This window comes from Limnohabitans sp. (assembly GCF_017848645.1).
GTDB lineage: Bacteria > Pseudomonadota > Gammaproteobacteria > Burkholderiales > Burkholderiaceae_C > Limnohabitans_A.
The window spans coordinates 17,780-32,399 of the sequence record NZ_JAFEIF010000030.1 but is presented as its reverse complement, the minus strand read 5'-3'; the positions used below and the strand labels follow the sequence as shown (position 1 = coordinate 32,399).

General features: G+C 63.5%; 15 protein-coding genes and 1 pseudogene. 5 read left to right on the top strand and 11 right to left on the bottom strand.

Going from position 1 to position 14,620, the window contains the following annotated elements; all coding sequences use genetic code 11:
• The 4 genes and pseudogenes from QZ190_RS07420 to QZ190_RS07405 form a co-directional block, all read right to left on the bottom strand.
• A pseudogene (locus tag QZ190_RS07420) lies at positions 1-286 on the bottom strand (hypothetical protein); the annotation flags it as partial.
• Positions 287-293: 7 nt separating this feature from the next.
• Complete coding sequence (gene rimI / locus QZ190_RS07415; RefSeq protein ID WP_367114233.1) at positions 294-803, bottom strand: ribosomal protein S18-alanine N-acetyltransferase; 510 nt, start codon at positions 801-803, stop codon at positions 294-296.
• A complete protein-coding gene (gene tsaB, locus QZ190_RS07410; protein WP_291915140.1) occupies positions 800-1,609 on the bottom strand; it encodes a tRNA (adenosine(37)-N6)-threonylcarbamoyltransferase complex dimerization subunit type 1 TsaB in 810 nt (269 codons plus the stop codon). Before tsaB ends, rimI begins: the two co-directional genes overlap by 4 nt.
• Positions 1,606-2,595, bottom strand: coding sequence for a DMT family transporter (locus tag QZ190_RS07405; RefSeq protein ID WP_291915139.1), 990 nt, complete (start codon positions 2,593-2,595; stop codon positions 1,606-1,608). Before QZ190_RS07405 ends, tsaB begins: the two co-directional genes overlap by 4 nt.
• 101 nt (positions 2,596-2,696) lie before the next feature.
• Here QZ190_RS07405 and dacB point away from each other — a divergent pair, with 101 nt between their 5' ends.
• The 3 genes from dacB to QZ190_RS07390 all read left to right on the top strand — a co-directional run bounded on the left by dacB (position 2,697) and on the right by QZ190_RS07390 (position 5,929).
• A complete protein-coding gene (dacB, locus tag QZ190_RS07400) occupies positions 2,697-4,274 on the top strand; it encodes a D-alanyl-D-alanine carboxypeptidase/D-alanyl-D-alanine-endopeptidase (protein WP_291915138.1) in 1,578 nt (525 codons plus the stop codon).
• A 31-nt stretch (positions 4,275-4,305) separates the two neighbouring features.
• On the top strand, positions 4,306-4,560 hold the full coding sequence (locus QZ190_RS07395; RefSeq protein WP_291915137.1) for a SemiSWEET transporter: 255 nt from the start codon (positions 4,306-4,308) through the stop codon (positions 4,558-4,560).
• Positions 4,561-4,669: 109 nt separating this feature from the next.
• Complete coding sequence (locus tag QZ190_RS07390; protein ID WP_291915136.1) at positions 4,670-5,929, top strand: lipase family protein; 1,260 nt, start codon at positions 4,670-4,672, stop codon at positions 5,927-5,929.
• 7 nt (positions 5,930-5,936) lie between these two features.
• Here QZ190_RS07390 and QZ190_RS07385 read toward each other — a convergent pair whose 3' ends face one another.
• Genes QZ190_RS07385 through purE form a run of 3 tightly spaced genes read right to left on the bottom strand, consistent with a single transcriptional unit; the run spans position 5,937 to position 8,637 of the window.
• Complete coding sequence (locus tag QZ190_RS07385) at positions 5,937-6,941, bottom strand: L-threonylcarbamoyladenylate synthase (protein WP_291915135.1); 1,005 nt, start codon at positions 6,939-6,941, stop codon at positions 5,937-5,939.
• A gap of 8 nt (positions 6,942-6,949) precedes the next feature.
• Positions 6,950-8,140, bottom strand: a complete 1,191-nt coding sequence (locus QZ190_RS07380; RefSeq protein ID WP_291915134.1) for a 5-(carboxyamino)imidazole ribonucleotide synthase — start codon at positions 8,138-8,140, stop codon at positions 6,950-6,952.
• Positions 8,137-8,637 carry a 5-(carboxyamino)imidazole ribonucleotide mutase gene (gene purE / locus QZ190_RS07375; RefSeq protein WP_291915133.1) on the bottom strand — a complete coding sequence of 167 codons (501 nt, stop codon included), beginning with the start codon at positions 8,635-8,637 and terminating at the stop codon, positions 8,137-8,139. Before purE ends, QZ190_RS07380 begins: the two co-directional genes overlap by 4 nt.
• An 81-nt stretch (positions 8,638-8,718) precedes the next feature.
• On the opposite strand from purE, the gene trxA reads away from it, so the two are divergent.
• Positions 8,719-9,672, top strand: a complete 954-nt coding sequence (gene trxA / locus QZ190_RS07370) for a thioredoxin (protein ID WP_291915132.1) — start codon at positions 8,719-8,721, stop codon at positions 9,670-9,672.
• Between the two features lie 77 nt (positions 9,673-9,749).
• On the opposite strand, the gene QZ190_RS07365 is transcribed toward trxA, so the two are convergent.
• A complete protein-coding gene (locus tag QZ190_RS07365) occupies positions 9,750-10,271 on the bottom strand; it encodes a DUF962 domain-containing protein (protein WP_291915131.1) in 522 nt (173 codons plus the stop codon).
• Between the two features lie 153 nt (positions 10,272-10,424).
• On the opposite strand from QZ190_RS07365, the gene QZ190_RS07360 reads away from it, so the two are divergent.
• The gene (locus QZ190_RS07360; protein ID WP_291915130.1) at positions 10,425-10,790 is read left to right on the top strand and encodes a hypothetical protein; all 366 of its coding nucleotides are present in this window, start codon (positions 10,425-10,427) and stop codon (positions 10,788-10,790) included.
• A gap of 68 nt (positions 10,791-10,858) precedes the next feature.
• On the opposite strand, the gene QZ190_RS07355 is transcribed toward QZ190_RS07360, so the two are convergent.
• The 3 genes from QZ190_RS07355 to pyk all read right to left on the bottom strand — a co-directional run bounded on the left by QZ190_RS07355 (position 10,859) and on the right by pyk (position 14,515).
• On the bottom strand, positions 10,859-11,767 hold the full coding sequence (locus tag QZ190_RS07355; RefSeq protein WP_291915129.1) for a phosphoribosylaminoimidazolesuccinocarboxamide synthase: 909 nt from the start codon (positions 11,765-11,767) through the stop codon (positions 10,859-10,861).
• An 80-nt stretch (positions 11,768-11,847) separates the two neighbouring features.
• Complete coding sequence (gene fba, locus QZ190_RS07350) at positions 11,848-12,912, bottom strand: class II fructose-bisphosphate aldolase (RefSeq protein WP_291915128.1); 1,065 nt, start codon at positions 12,910-12,912, stop codon at positions 11,848-11,850.
• A 172-nt stretch (positions 12,913-13,084) separates the two neighbouring features.
• On the bottom strand, positions 13,085-14,515 hold the full coding sequence (gene pyk / locus QZ190_RS07345; RefSeq protein WP_291915127.1) for a pyruvate kinase: 1,431 nt from the start codon (positions 14,513-14,515) through the stop codon (positions 13,085-13,087).
• Positions 14,516-14,620 lie beyond the last annotated feature (105 nt).

Here is a 14,620-nt window from a genome sequence, read left to right as displayed (position 1 = left end):
CAACAGGCTCGCGTGTGGCGGTGCGGGTGGCGGGTGCTTGCCCGGGCACCGACGCTTCGGGCCTTGCAGGCGGTGCAGGACGCACCGGGCTTGCAGCCTCAGCAGAGGCTGCAGCACCCATCACACCAGCCGCTGGCACCGCGCTCACGGTCGCCATGGCGGGTGCATCAGCTGCCACCGCTTGGGGCGCGGCATCCCTGCGTTGCGGCCACCACACGCGCACGCCCATTTCGGCCAGCATGGCGCGTTGGCGGTCGTCCAGGTCGAATCGGGTGGGGTCGCTCATGTTGGGCTCACAGTTTCAAACTCATCACCACCGCATGCTCACGCTGCATGCGGCCTGCGGGATAGTAATCCTTGCGGATGCTGACCTGCTTGAAGCCGTAGCGCTCGTAGACCTTCAGGGCCCGCAGATTGCTTTGCCGCACCTCCAGCCACAGCCATTGCGCCCCGGCATGGCGCGACATGAGCGACAAGGCGTCGAGCATCATGTGGCCCCAGCCCTGGCCTTGCCGGGCGGGGGCGACGGTGATGTTGAGCAGGTGCATTTCTTCCACACCGTGCATGGCCAAAAAGTAGCCCAGCAACTCACCGTCCAGCCACAGGCATTGGGCTTCAAACAAGGGGTTGAGCGAGTCGCGGAAATTGCCCCGCGTCCAGGGGTGGCTGTAGGCGGTTTGCTCGATGGCGATCACCGCGTCCAGGTCGTCCTGCGTCATGGGGGCGAGCGTGACGCGGTTGCGCGTGGCCTCTGTCGGCTGGGCGCTGGCGTCGGCTGGCTCGGGCTTCATGGGCAGACTCATGGCTGCGCTGCGGCTTTGTCCAAGGCGGTCTGGGCCTTCATGGCCTCGCGCTCGGCGGTGGTGTTGGCCACCTTGTCGCGGATGTAAAGCGGCATGGCCTGCTCGGCTGGCACAGCCAGACCCTGCGCCCACAAGGCCGGGGCCAGGCGCAGCAAAGCGGCGGCGGTGGGCAGCGCCTCGCAGCGCAAGCCACCAGGGGCCACAGGGGGCAGGCGTTCGCCATACGCGGCAAAGGCGTTGCCCGCCTGCAGCACCACGCGGTCATTGGGCATTTGCAATTTTTCGGGCGCACCGACCTGCAAGGGCGCGGCCTCTTGCCAGCGCCGGTGGCTTGACCCTGGCACGGACTCCGGCACGGACCCCGGCTCAGGCAACCAGCGGTAAGCGGCGCTGTACACCTCGTCCATGCGGGCGTCGAGCAGCGCCAGCACGGTGAGCGCGGCATCGGGCAAGAGGGCCCCGGCTTGCACTTGCGCCCAGCGGGCCTCTTCGGCCACGGCCAGCAAGGTGTCGATAGGCAGCACCGGCACATCGGCCCCAAAGGCCAGGCCTTGCGCCACGGCGCAGGCGGTGCGCAAGCCGGTAAACGACCCCGGCCCCCGGCCGAACACGATGGCGTCGAGTGAGGCCAGCGGCATGTCGGCCTCGGCCAGCAGAGCCAGCACCGCCGGGATCAAACCGCTGGAAGCTTGTGCGCCACCGGGCAGGGTTTGGCTCCAGACCTGCTCGCCTCGGGCCACAGCCAATGACAAGACATCGGTGCTGGTGTCAAAGGCCAGCCAGCGGCGCTCGGGGCTGGTGCTCATGGCTTGACCCCCGTCGCAGAAGTGGACGGCGCGGCGGCGGCCACAGGTTTTTTGGCCTGCCGCACACCAAACAAAATGCCACTGGTCACCAGCGCCAGCCCGGCCAGCAAATTCCAGTGCATGGGCTCGCCCAAGAACCACACCGCCCCCAGCGCCGACAAGCCCGGCACCAGAGCCGTGATCATGGTCGAGCGCACCGGGCCATAGTGGCGCACCATCTGCGTGAAGGTGATGCCCGAGATGACCACCGAACCCACGCCCTGGAACACGGCCTGGAACAGGATCTCGGACCAAGGCGCCTGGTGCAGCTGCGTGGGCAAAACCTGCAAGGCCACCAGCAATCCAAACAAGGGCACAAAGCAGACAAAGGCAAATGCGGTGATGGCCATGGTGGCCCGCACCGCGTCAAAACCCTGGCTGCGCACCAGCACGCTGTAGCTGGCCCAGCACAGGGCGGCCGTCATGAACAGCAGGTCGCCCTTCCAGACCTCGCCGCCGTCAAAGGCCATGAGCAAGCTCGCACCACCCACCAACACATCGCCCAGCACGATGAAACCCAGCCCCACGGCGCGGGCGGTGGCCACTTTTTCACGCAAGAACAACCAAGCCAGCAAAGTGGTCCACAAAGGCAGGCTGCCGGGCATGAGCACCGAGGCGTGCGTGGCGGGCGCATACACAAAGCCGGTGTAGGCCAGGATGGCATACAAAAAACCGCCCAAAAAACCGGTTTGCACCGTCTGGCGCAAAGGCAGGGGCGACAGGCCCCACAACGAGCCCACTTTTTCACCGGCCCGGCGTGCCGGACGCATCAGCCACCAGGCCCAGGGGAGCAAGACGGCACTGGCCCCCAGAATGCGGGCCAGCGCAATGTCCAAAGGCAACAGCCCCCGAGACGCCGAGGCCCGCGCAATGACAATGAAACCCGTCCAGATGAGCACCGTGATGACCGCCGAAGCCAGGCCCACGGTTTTTGAAGAAAATCGCATGGCCCGAATCATACGGGGCCGCCAACCCGGCGCGAGCTTTACCGCCTGTTGGCTGCCCAAGGGGGCACCGTGCCCATCGGTATGACCGTTAGACTCATCCCATGACCCGCTCCCGCGTCCAACGCCCACTTTTGTTCACCCTGGCCTGCGCCGCCTGTGCGGTCTTGGCGCTGAGTACTGGCCTGACCTGGCCTGCCCACGCCCAAAGCAGCGCCGAGTTGACCCGCCAGACCTCCGCTGGCCGCGCCCACACCGCACTGCCCCGGCATATTCTGCAAACCCTGAATCAAGCCCAAGTCCCCCCTTCGGCCCTGAGCGTGCTCATCACCCCCCTGCCCGATGGACCTGCGGCCAGCAGCGCCCAGCCACGGCGCTTGTCGCACCACGCACAAGCCAGCGTCAACCCGGCCTCGGTCATGAAGTTGTTCACCACCTATGCGGGTTTGAGCCTGCTGGGGCCCGACCACGTCTGGCGCAACCGGGTGTACACCGACGGCCCGGTGCGCGATGGCGTGCTGCAGGGCAACCTGGTCGTGCGCGGCAGCGGCGACCCCAAGCTGGTGGTCGAGCGCCTGCAAGAGTTGATGGTGCAAATTCGGGCGGCGGGCGTGCGCGATGTGCGCGGCGACATTGTGCTCGACCGCAGCGTGTTCGACGTGCGCGAACGCAGCGAACCCTTTGACGACGAACCCCTGCGCCCCTACAACGTGGGGCCGGACGGGCTGCTGCTGAACTTCAAGGCGGTGGTCTACACATTCACGCCCGACGCAGCCAGCGGTCAGGTGCAGGTGCGCTTTGAGCCACCCCTGGCCGGTTTCTCGGCCCCCACGCAGCTGCCGCTGAGCCAGACCCCTTGCAGTGACTGGCGACGCCAGCTGCAGGCCGACTTCAGCCAGACGCAACAAGTGCGCTTTGCGGGCCGCTACCCGGCCAGTTGCGGCGAGCGCGAATGGCCCGTGGCCTACCCCGAGCCCGAAGCCTATGCGCCCCGCGTCATGCAGGCCCTGTGGCAAGGTGCGGGCGGACAACTCTCGGGACAGGTGCGCTACGGCACTCGCCCGGCATCGGCCAAGCTGCTGCTGGAAGCGCCCTCTTTGCCCTTGTCCGAGATCATCAAAGACATCAACAAATTTTCGAACAACGTGATGGCGCAGCAGCTGTACCTGACGCTGTCGAGCGAGCTGGGCGCGCCCGGGCGCTTTGAGGCTTCGCGCCTGCGCCTGTCGCAATGGTGGCGCCAAGGCTTTGCCGGGCAAGACGAGCCGGTGCTGGACAACGGCTCGGGCCTGTCGCGCACCGAGCGCAGCACTGCGCTGGCCCTCACGGCCTTGCTGCAGGCCGCCCACGCCAGCCCGCACGCCCGGCATTTTGTCGACTCGCTGGCCATCGCCGGGGTGGACGGCACCGCTGCCCGCCTCAAAGACCGCAGCCCGCAGTCACCCGTGATCGGCAACGCCTGGCTCAAAACCGGCTCGCTGCGCGATGTGGCCTCGGTGGCCGGTTATGTGCAAGGCCAAAGCGGCCAACGCTACACCCTGGTCGCGGTGCTGCATCACCCCAACGCGCACCAAGCCCGCGCCGCGCTCGACCAGCTGCTGGAATGGACGGTGCGCGACACGGCGTCAGGACTTGCACAAGCGCACGCTCCCAACACCGCTCAGCGCAGCAGACCGCGCTGAGCCCCCAGGCACGCGAACACGGAATCCCAACATGAACATCATCGACTGGGTCGGCTCTGTGGCCGCCTTCCTGACCACCGCCAGCTTCATCCCGCAAGCCTGGCAAACCTTCCGCACCCGCGACGTGAGCGGCATCTCGCTGGGCATGTACAGCCTGTTCACTGCAGGCGTGGCGCTGTGGCTGGTCTACGGCATCTTGCTGGTGGCCTGGCCCATCATCATCGCCAACGTCATCACCACCAGCCTGGCGCTGATGATTTTGGTGATGAAGTTGCGGTACCGATGACTCCTTGGCAGATGCCGAACATCGGTATATACCCCATGGTTTGAATGCCATTGCTCGACTACAGTGAAAAAAGAACGTTCGTTCTTTTTAACACCTCTGGAGACAAGTCATGAGAACCATGAAATACGGCATTTCAATTTTGGGCGTGGCCTTGCTGGCTGCTTGCGGTGGCAGTGACTCACCTCACGGCAGTTTGATCGATGCCCCCGCCTTGCTCGCCACCCTGAGCAAAGCCCAACTGGATGCTGGGCCTTTGGTCGGTTTGAGCGGCAAAGCCAAGTGCGATGTCAAAGTCATCTCGCTCAACTATGTCACCCCCGGTGCCAAAGGTGAAATTTCCAACGCTTCGGGCGTCCTTTTGCTGCCGACAGGCGCTGGTTGCACGGCTCCAGCGCCCTTGGTGGCCTATGCCAAAGGCACAGATGTGCAAAAACCCCGCACCCTGGCCAACCCCGCAGACTCTGAAACCGGTCTGCTTGCTGCCATGTACGCCGGGCAAGGCTATGCGGTGGTGGCCACCGACTACCTGGGGTTTGCCAAGTCCAACTACAGCTACCACCCTTACCTGCATGCGGACTCTGAGGCCACATCGGTCATCGACTCGATCCGTGCTGCACGCAACGCCGTGTCCTCACAAGGTGGCAGCCTCAATGGCAAAGTCATGCTGACAGGTTACTCACAAGGTGGCCACGCTTCCATGGCGGCGCACCGCGCCATCGAAAAGAGCTTGGCGAGCGAGATCAATGTGGTGGCAGGCGCCCACCTGGCAGGCCCCTACAACCTGTCGGGCTCGATGAAACTGCCCGATGCGATTGCGGGTTACCAATTCTTTGTGCCTTACTTGATCACGGCTTGGCAAAAAATTTACGGCAACCTCTACAGCAATGTCTCTGACGCTTTCAAATCGCCTTATGCGGATGGCATCGAAAGCCTGCTGCCCAGTGCCACCTTGAACTACACGACTTTGGTCACTTCAGGCAAATTGCCAGGCATCAATGGCGAGACCCCCAACCAGGCGCGCGACGCCCTGTTTCAGTCCAGTTTCAGCAGCGACATCCTGACGAACCCGAATAACCCGACCTTTTTGGCGGCCAAAAAGAACGACCTGCTGGATTGGTCACCCAAATCACAAACCATGCTTTGCAGCGGCAGTGGTGATCCCACCGTTCCACAAGCTGTGCACCAGACGGTCATGAAAGCCGCCTTCGACGCCAAAGGCCTCACCAACGTCACCTCCGTCGATGTGCATCCTTTCATCGAAGCAACCTATGGCCCCATCACCATGGCCAACATTGCCAACTACCACGGCAGTTACGCACCACCGTTTTGCCATGCACAAGCCAAAGGCTTGTTCGATCTGGTGAAGTGATGCAGCGTTAAGCCGCTGCCCGCTGCAATCTGTCCCGCACGCCTTCCCATTCGGGCGTGTCGGGCGGCAATTGCACCCAGATTTGCGTGACGCCCCGGGCGTCCAGGTCGCGCAGCACGCTGAACAAGTCGTGCGCGGCTTGCTCGGCCGTGGCGGCTTGCTCAAGCCACAGCACGCCCGATCCCATGCCTTCGTCGGTTGCGGGCCGCTTGGCTGACCACAGCCCCAGGTTGTTGGCGTGTGGCCCCAGGGCTTGCAATTTATGGGTAATCTCGTCCGCCGACATCAGGCGCACCTTGGCGCGGGGGGCGTAATGCGATTCGAGCGTGCCTGAGGCTCGAGGCGCGGGCTGGCCCAGCACCGCTTGCGGCGAGTTCTTGTCCAGCACGGCGCGGCCGCACGCCGCTTCAATTTGCGCCCGTGTGATGTGTCCCGGCCGCAACAATACCGGCTCGCCCCGCGTGCAGTCGATGATGGTGGACTCGATGCCGACGGCGCAGTCGCCGCCATCCAGAATCAACAAATCAGGGCCCAGCTCGGACTTCACATGCGCGGCGCTGGTGGGGCTGACGCGGCCAAAGCGGTTGGCACTGGGGGCCGAGACACCCAGCACGCCCAGCGGCAGCGCAGCTTGTAACAAAGCTTGCGCCACCGGGTGCGAGGGGCAACGCAGACCGATGGAGCCTTGCCCGCCCGCCGAGGCTGTGGCCACGCCGGGCTGGCGCGGCAGGATCAAGGTGAGTGGGCCAGGCCAAAAAGCGGCCATCAAGGCTTGCGCGAACTCGGGCACCTGCGCTGCAAACAGTGGCACTTGGTCCCGGCTGGCCACATGCACGATCAGCGGGTGGTCGGCCGGGCGGCCCTTGGCCACAAAGATTTTTGCGACAGCTGCGTCGTCGGTCGCATTAGCCGCCAATCCGTACACCGTCTCGGTGGGCAGGCCGACCAACTGGCCGTCACACAAAGCCTGTGCAGCCTGCGCGATGGCCGCTTCGTTGGCACTGAGGATCATGCCCAACCTTAGAAGGCTTCGATGCCGAGCAAAGCGGCCGCTTGCAAAGCGGTGGCCCGCGCGGCCTCAGGGCTGGCAGCCGTGATGTTCAGGTGACCCATCTTGCGGCCGGGGCGGGCCGAGAGCTTGCCGTAGAGGTGCAAGTGCGTGCCGGGCAACGCCAGCACCTGAGCCCAAGCGGGGCTGGTCGGGCCTTTGCCTGTGGGCGTGACTTCGGGCCACAGATCGCCCAGCAGGTTGAGCATGATGGCGCTCGAATGCTGAACCGGTTGCGTGAGCGGCAAACCCGCCAGCGTGCGCACCTGCAGCTCAAACTGCGACTGGTCGCAAGCGTTCATGGTGTAGTGGCCGCTGTTGTGCGGGCGCGGGGCCATCTCGTTCACGACCAGCTGGCCGCCTTCGAGCAGAAAAAACTCCACGCACAGCACGCCCACGTAATTCAAACCTTCGGCAATGGCGCGGGTCGCGGTCACGGCTTGCGCGGCCACATCGGCCGGCACGGCACCTTCGTACACGCTGGTCACGGCCAAAATGCCGTCGCGGTGCAGGTTCAGTTGCACCGGAAAATTCACCATCTGCCCGTCGGCGCCACGCGCCACAATCACTGAGCACTCGGCCTGCAGCGGCAGCATTTTTTCGAGCACACAGGGCACGCCCTTGAGCTCGGCCCAAGCCGCTGCCAGTTCTTCGCGGGTCTTCACGCGGATCTGGCCCTTGCCGTCGTAACCCATGCGCGAGGTCTTCAAGATGCCCGGCAGCAAATCGTCACCCACAGCCGCCAACTGCGCGGCGGTCTCGATCACGGCATGCGGCGCGATCGGCACGCCGCAGCGCACAAAGTGGGCCTTCTCTGCGGCGCGGTCTTGAGCAATGGCCACCGACTCGGACGCCGGTGCCACCGGGCGGTGTGCGCCCAAGGTCAGCAGGGCCGGTGCAGGCACGTTTTCAAATTCGGTGGTGATGGCGGCGCAGCGCTGAATCAACTGCGCCAGGCCCTGTTCGTCCAAATAATCGGTCTGGATGTGGTGGTGGCTCACCCGTCCGGCGGGGCTGGCCACATCGGGGTCGAGCACCGCGGTGAAGTAACCCATGGCCTGCGCGGCGTGCACGAACATGCGGCCCAACTGGCCGCCGCCCATCACGCCCAGCGTGGCGATTTGGCCATTGACCATGGACCCCGGCAAAATAGCGCGGCTCATGCGGCACCCACGGGTGGCAAGGTCATGGCGCGCGCAGCGGCGGTTTGCTCGGCCCGGAAGGCTTCGAGCTTTTGGCGCAGCGCCGCGTCGTGGTTGGCCAGCATGGCCACCGCAAACAGGGCCGCGTTGGCCGCACCCGCTGCCCCAATGGCAAAGGTGGCCACCGGCACGCCCTTGGGCATTTGGACAATGCTGTGCAGCGAATCCACCCCCGACAGCGCCTTGGTCTGCACCGGCACACCCAACACCGGCACCACGGTTTTGGCCGCAATCATGCCGGGCAAATGGGCCGCGCCGCCTGCGCCTGCGATGATGGCCTGCAGGCCGCGCTCGGCCGCACTTTGTGCATAAGCAAACATATCGTCCGGCATTCTGTGGGCCGAAACCACGCGGGCGTCGTGAGCGATGCCAAACTGTTGGAGAATCTGGACTGCGTGCTGCATGGTGTCCCAGTCGGAGCTGGAACCCATGACGACGCCGATGAGCGCTTGAGTCATTGGGTGCTTTTCGTGATCAATCTTGAATTTTAAGGTTTCGCTCCGCTCGGAGTCGAAACACAACCCGGAACACTGCCCGCCATGATGGACGTCACGATACAAAATTTTGAAGCAGAGGTCATCGAAGCCTCCATGACCACGCCCGTGCTGGTGGACTTTTGGGCCCCTTGGTGCGGTCCCTGCAAATCACTGGGTCCGATCCTGGAGCGGGTCGAGACCGCCTACACAGGACGCTTCAAGCTGGTCAAGATCAATTCCGACGAAGAGCAGCAACTGGCCCAAGCCTTTGGTATCAAAAGCATCCCGACTTGTGTGCTGCTGATGAACGGCCAGCCGGTCGATGGTTTCATGGGCGCCTTGCCCGAGGGCCAGGTCAAGCAGTTCCTGGACAAACACCTGCCTGCCGAAGGCGAGCTGCCCACCCAGGCCGCCGTCCAAGAGGCCCAGCCGCAGCAAGAAGCCTTTGATGCTGGCAGCGCCCGCGCCGAGCTGGAGCATGCCCTGGCCAGCAACCCGGGCAACGACGACGCCCGCTTTGACCTGGTCAAGCTGCTGATCGGTGAGGGTGAGCTGGCCGAAGCCGCCGCCTTGCTGGCTCCGGCCATGGCCCGCATCCCGGTGCCGCTGCGCTTTGAGGCGCAAACCCAGTGGCTCAACGCCCTGGAATTTGTGACCACCGACCCGCGCGGCCAATGGGAATTGGCAAAATTTGACGAGCTGATCGGACAGAACAAGCGTGACTTTGAAACCCGCTTTGCCAAAAGCCGTCTCTTGATCGCCGTGGGCCAATGGGAATCGGCCATGGACGAATTGCTCGAAATCATCATGCGCGACAAAAAGTGGGATGACGAAGCCCCCCGCAAAACCTTTGTCGCCCTGCTGGAGCTGATGACCCCGCCCAAACCCAAAGGGCCAGACGCCACCGGCAAATCGGCGGGTGGCATCGAGTTGATGGGCAAAGCCGCTGTGCAAGAAGACCCGCTGCTGGCCATGATCTCCAGCTACCGCCGCAAGCTGAGCATGGCGCTCAACTGAACACCCAAAAAAAAGCCCGGTACAGCTGCAGCGATGCAGACTGACCGGGCTTTTTCACGGCTGCGCCGCCAAGCGTCTCAGTGCGTCGACCCGGCCTGGCGCTCAATGTCCATGCGCATGCGCTGCAGCAGGCCAGCCCACATGAGCAGCTCGCCCACCACAAACATGGGGCCCACCAACAAGCCCACCAGGTCGTCCACAAAGGCCGGTTTGCGGCCCTCGAAATAGTGGCCGATGAACTGGATGACCCAGCCGATGAAGAACAGGCCCAAGCCCGCCTGCCAGACCGCCAGCCCCAGGGCTTGCGCCAGAGGCGGGACCTCATGGGCGGCCGCGATCAGCACGCCATTGACCACCGATGTGGCCACGCCCAGCAACAGATCACCGCGGCTCAGGTACCACAGGCTGGTGAGTGCCCACATGGCCCAGGCCAGCGTCAGCGTCTGGCCTGCCACAGACCATGTCGGGCCCAGCATCAAGACGCCGATGGACAGGAAAATCAGCGGAATGCCCACCACATGGGTGGCGATGTTGCGGCGATCACGGTGGTAATGGGCGTACTGCACCATCAAGGCGCTGGCGGTGCGAAAAAGTGTCATGTGATCCTCTCGTTCGGGCGCTCAAAGCACCCAATGTAATACTTGTCGTTACAGACATTTACCGGTTTTGGCACGGCAGACGGGCGCTGCCAGCGCTTTTGCGGATGGATGCCGCCTAGAATTGAAACATCACTTTCGCATTCATTTTGAACCATGTCACGCGCCGAGCCCCTGATCACCCCTGAAGAGCTGCAATGCCTGCTCGGTGGTGCCCCTGTGCGCTCGAACACCGCCAAGCGCACACTTCTGGCACAAATGCCGTCCCTGCATTGGGGCGCTGCACTCTGGCTGGTCAAAGGCATTTTGCTGTATGCCGTGCTCATGAGCCCCGATGCCGCCAAGCTGGTGGACAGCAGCCACTACCTGTGGATGCGCGGCATCATGGAGCTCGTTTGCCTGGCCGCATTCTGGGGCGCATGCCTGCACCCACGAGGCCAAACGCTCGCTTGGGCCAGCTTGCTGGTGGCCAGCACCACCCTGCTGCTCGATGCCATGACGCTGCTGGCGTTCACCAGCTGATTTCCCCCATCCCCAAAACAAAGGCGCTGCCATGCAGCGCCTTTTTTGTATCCGAAATGCCTTAAAGCTCAGGCCATCAGCTTTTTCATGGCCTCTTCGTATTTGGCGGCTGTGTTCTCGATCACCTCGCGCGGCAGACGCGGCGCGGGCGGGGTCTTGTCCCAGGGCTTGCCGTTGATCTGGGCGCTTTCGAGCCAGTCGCGCAAAAACTGTTTGTCGTAGCTGGGCGGGTTGGCGCCCTCTGCATAGCTGTCGGCTGGCCAATAGCGCGATGAATCGGGCGTCAATACCTCGTCCATCAGCACCAGGGTACCGTCCGCATCCAGGCCAAACTCGAACTTGGTGTCGGCAATGATGATGCCCTTGGTGGCCGCGAGGTCGCGCGCGGCTTTGTAGAGCTGGATGCTGATGTCGCGGATGCGGGTGGCCAGGTCGACGCCGATCATGGCCACGGTTTGCTCGAAGGTGATGTTTTCGTCGTGCTCACCCACCGCCGCTTTGGCTGCGGGCGTGTAGATGGGCTCGGGCAGGCGGCTGGCGTTTTTCAGGCCTGCGGGCAACTTCACGCCGCACACGGCCTGGTTGTCTTGGTACTCTTTCCAGCCGCTGCCGGCCAGATAACCACGCACCACGGCCTCGACCGGTATGGGCTTCAAGCGCTTGACCAGCATGGAACGACCCGTGACCTGCGGCACCTCCTCGGCACTCACCACGCTCTCGGGGGCTTCGCCCGTCAGGTGAATCGGGCAGATGTTCAGGCCCTTGGGGCCGAGTTGGTCAAACCAGAACAGGGCCATTTGCGTGAGCAACACGCCCTTGCCAGGAATGGGCTCGCCCATGATCACGTCGAAGGCGCTGATGCGGTCCGACGCCACCATCAGGATGCGGTCGTCACCCACGGCGTAGTTGTCGCGCACCTTGCCACGCGCCAGCAGGGGCAAAGAGGTGAGGGCCGAGGTGTGGAGGGCAGAGGTCATGGCAAAACAGTCAAGCAACAGCAACAAAGAAAAAGGCCCGTTGAACAGTCAACGGGCCATTCGGGTCAATTATCGCAGGCTCAATTCACCACTTGCGCCAATTCACCCCGGGCGTAACGGGCGGCCACCACCTGCAGGTTATCGCCCTTGATCTTGGGGGCCTGGCCTTCGCACCCGAACTCCAGGTAGCGCTGCTTGCAGATTTGCTTGGCCGCTTCGCGGGCGGGCTTGAGCCATTCGCGGGCATCGAACTTGTCGGGGTTTTCAAACAAGAACTTGCGGCAAGCGGCGGTCATGGCCAGGCGGATGTCGGTGTCGATGTTGATCTTGCGCACGCCGTGCTTGATGGCTTCCTGGATTTCCTCGACCGGCACGCCGTAGGTTTCCTTCATCTTGCCGCCGTACTGGTTGATCATGGCCAGCAGCTCTTGAGGCACGCTGGACGAGCCGTGCATCACCAAATGGGTGTTGGGGATGCGCTGGTGGATTTCCTTGACGCGGCTGATGGCCAGGATGTCGCCCGTGGGCTTGCGGCTGAACTTGTAGGCGCCGTGGCTGGTGCCAATCGCAATGGCCAGCGCGTCCAGGCCCGTGGCTTTTACGAACTGGGCGGCTTCTTCGGGGTCGGTCAGCATCTGGCTGTGGTCCAGCTTGCCTTCGGCGCCAATGCCGTCTTCTTCACCGGCTTCGCCTGTTTCCAGGTTGCCTAGGCAACCGAGTTCGCCTTCCACCGACACGCCCAACAAGTGGGCCATGTCCACCACGCGGCGGGTCACATCCACGTTGTAAGCGAAGTCGGCCGGGGTCTTGCCGTCTTCGAGCAAAGAGCCGTCCATCATCACCGACGAAAAACCCAGGTTGATCGCGCCCTGGCAAACGGCTGGGCTTTGGCCGTGGTCCTGGTGCATGACCAGCGGGATGTGGGGCCACTGCTCGGTGGCCGCCTGGATCAGGTGCTTGATGAAGGGCTCACCCGCGTATTTGCGGGCACCTGCGCTGGCCTGCAAGATGACTGGCGCACCGACTTCGTCGGCGGCCATCATGACGGCCTGGACCTGCTCCAGGTTGTTGACGTTGAAAGCTGGAATGCCGTAGCCGTTGACGGCTGCATGGTCCAGCAGCTCGCGCATAGAAACGAGTGCCATGGTGGTGATTTCCCGGGGAGTTGAAAATTCGGCTGAACCGGGATGTACCCGGCTTGTAACTGAACCGGATTTTATAGGTTTCAGTACACGACAGACCCTTCAAGCCTGACGCGCCAAGGAAATCCAGGCCGCCAGCGGCACGCCTTGGCGGAGTGCGGGGCTGGCCTGGTGTTCAAACAGCCCGGCAAATCTTGAGGGTGTTGGTGCCGCCGGGCGTGCCCATGGGCTCGCCCACGGTGATGGCATACACATCGCCCGACTGCACAATGCCACGTTTTTTCAGGTGCGCTTCGGCCTCGGCCAATGCGGTGTCGCGGTCGGCGCTGGTGTCCATCAGCAAGGGGCTGACGTTGCGCATCAACGCCATCTTGCGTTGGGTCGAGACCTTGGGCGTGAGCGCGTAAATGGGCATGCGCACGCTGTGGCGGCTCATCCACAGCGGGGTCGAACCGGAATCGGTCAAGGCCACGATGGCCTTGGCCTTCAAGTGGTGGGCGGTGAACAGCGCGCCCATGGCGATGGCGTGGTCAATGCGGTTGAAGTGCGCATCCACAAAGTCGTCGTCCAGCGGGTCGTGGTCGGTTTTTTCAGCCTCCAAGCAGACGGCGGCCATCATCTCGACCGTCTCCAGCGGGTACTTGCCAGCCGCGGTTTCGGCGCTGAGCATCACCGCGTCGGTGCCGTCCAGCACCGCGTTGGCCACGTCGGACACTTCGGCGCGGGTGGGCACCGGGTTGACGATCATGCTCTCCATCATCTGCGTGGCGGTGATGACCAGCTTGTCCAGCTCACGGGCCCGTTTGATCATGTGCTTTTGCAGGCCCGGCACGGCGGCATTGCCCACCTCCACCGCCAAATCGCCACGCGCCACCATGATGCCGTCGGACACCATGAGGATGCGGTCGAGCTCGGGAATCGCTTCGGCGCGTTCGATTTTGGCAATCAGTCCAGGCTTGTGGCCGTTGGTGCAAGCCACGTTGCAGAGCTGGCGGGCCATTTCCATGTCGGTGGCGTTTTTGGGGAAGCTCACCGCCACATAGTCGGCATTGAAGCTCATGGCCGTGCGGATGTCGTCCATGTCCTTGGCCGTCAGGGCTGCTGCCGTCAAGCCGCCACCTTGCTTGTTGATGCCCTTGTTGTTGGACAGCTCACCGCCCAACTTGACGGTGGTGTGCACCTGCTCGCCCTTGACGGCGTTCACGGTGAGCACGATCAGGCCATCGTTGAGCAAAAGCACATCGCCCGCTTTCACGTCACGTGGCAGCTCTTTGTAATCGAGGCCCACGCCATCGATGTCGCCCGGCTCGGTGCGCGAGGCGTCCAGCACAAAGGGGGCACCGGGCTCCAGCATCACTTTGCCTTCGGCGAACTTGCCCACACGGATCTTGGGGCCTTGCAGGTCGGCCATGATGGCCACTTCGCGGCCCGCGCGCTGCGAGGCTTCGCGCACCAGGCGGGCGCGGTCCACATGGTCTTGCGCCTTGCCGTGGCTGAAGTTCAGGCGAACCACATTCACCCCGGCTCGGATCATGGCCTCCAGGAGTGCGGGATCGCTGGAAGCAGGGCCTAAGGTGGCAACAATTTTGGTGGCGCGACGGGGCATCAGGGAATCTCCATGTAATTTGATTTCAATTCTCACATGAAACGGGTTACACAACCGGTTCTTTCGATGGCATTTATCCGACAAAACACTGCAGATCGCTGCCCA

Coding starts and splice junctions, on each gene's coding strand:
- dacB (WP_291915138.1), top strand. CDS start 2,697: ATGACCCGCTCCCGCGTCCAACGCCCACTTTTGTTCACCCTGGCCTGC.
- QZ190_RS07380 (WP_291915134.1), bottom strand. CDS start 8,140: ATGAGCCGCGCTATTTTGCCGGGGTCCATGGTCAATGGCCAAATCGCC.
- QZ190_RS07355 (WP_291915129.1), bottom strand. CDS start 11,767: ATGACCTCTGCCCTCCACACCTCGGCCCTCACCTCTTTGCCCCTGCTG.
- QZ190_RS07365 (WP_291915131.1), bottom strand. CDS start 10,271: ATGACACTTTTTCGCACCGCCAGCGCCTTGATGGTGCAGTACGCCCAT.
- fba (WP_291915128.1), bottom strand. CDS start 12,912: ATGGCACTCGTTTCTATGCGCGAGCTGCTGGACCATGCAGCCGTCAAC.
- QZ190_RS07395 (WP_291915137.1), top strand. CDS start 4,306: ATGAACATCATCGACTGGGTCGGCTCTGTGGCCGCCTTCCTGACCACC.
- tsaB (WP_291915140.1), bottom strand. CDS start 1,609: ATGAGCACCAGCCCCGAGCGCCGCTGGCTGGCCTTTGACACCAGCACC.
- QZ190_RS07390 (WP_291915136.1), top strand. CDS start 4,670: ATGAGAACCATGAAATACGGCATTTCAATTTTGGGCGTGGCCTTGCTG.
- QZ190_RS07360 (WP_291915130.1), top strand. CDS start 10,425: ATGTCACGCGCCGAGCCCCTGATCACCCCTGAAGAGCTGCAATGCCTG.
- rimI (WP_367114233.1), bottom strand. CDS start 803: ATGAGTCTGCCCATGAAGCCCGAGCCAGCCGACGCCAGCGCCCAGCCG.
- pyk (WP_291915127.1), bottom strand. CDS start 14,515: ATGCCCCGTCGCGCCACCAAAATTGTTGCCACCTTAGGCCCTGCTTCC.
- trxA (WP_291915132.1), top strand. CDS start 8,719: ATGATGGACGTCACGATACAAAATTTTGAAGCAGAGGTCATCGAAGCC.
- QZ190_RS07385 (WP_291915135.1), bottom strand. CDS start 6,941: ATGATCCTCAGTGCCAACGAAGCGGCCATCGCGCAGGCTGCACAGGCT.
- QZ190_RS07405 (WP_291915139.1), bottom strand. CDS start 2,595: ATGCGATTTTCTTCAAAAACCGTGGGCCTGGCTTCGGCGGTCATCACG.
- purE (WP_291915133.1), bottom strand. CDS start 8,637: ATGACTCAAGCGCTCATCGGCGTCGTCATGGGTTCCAGCTCCGACTGG.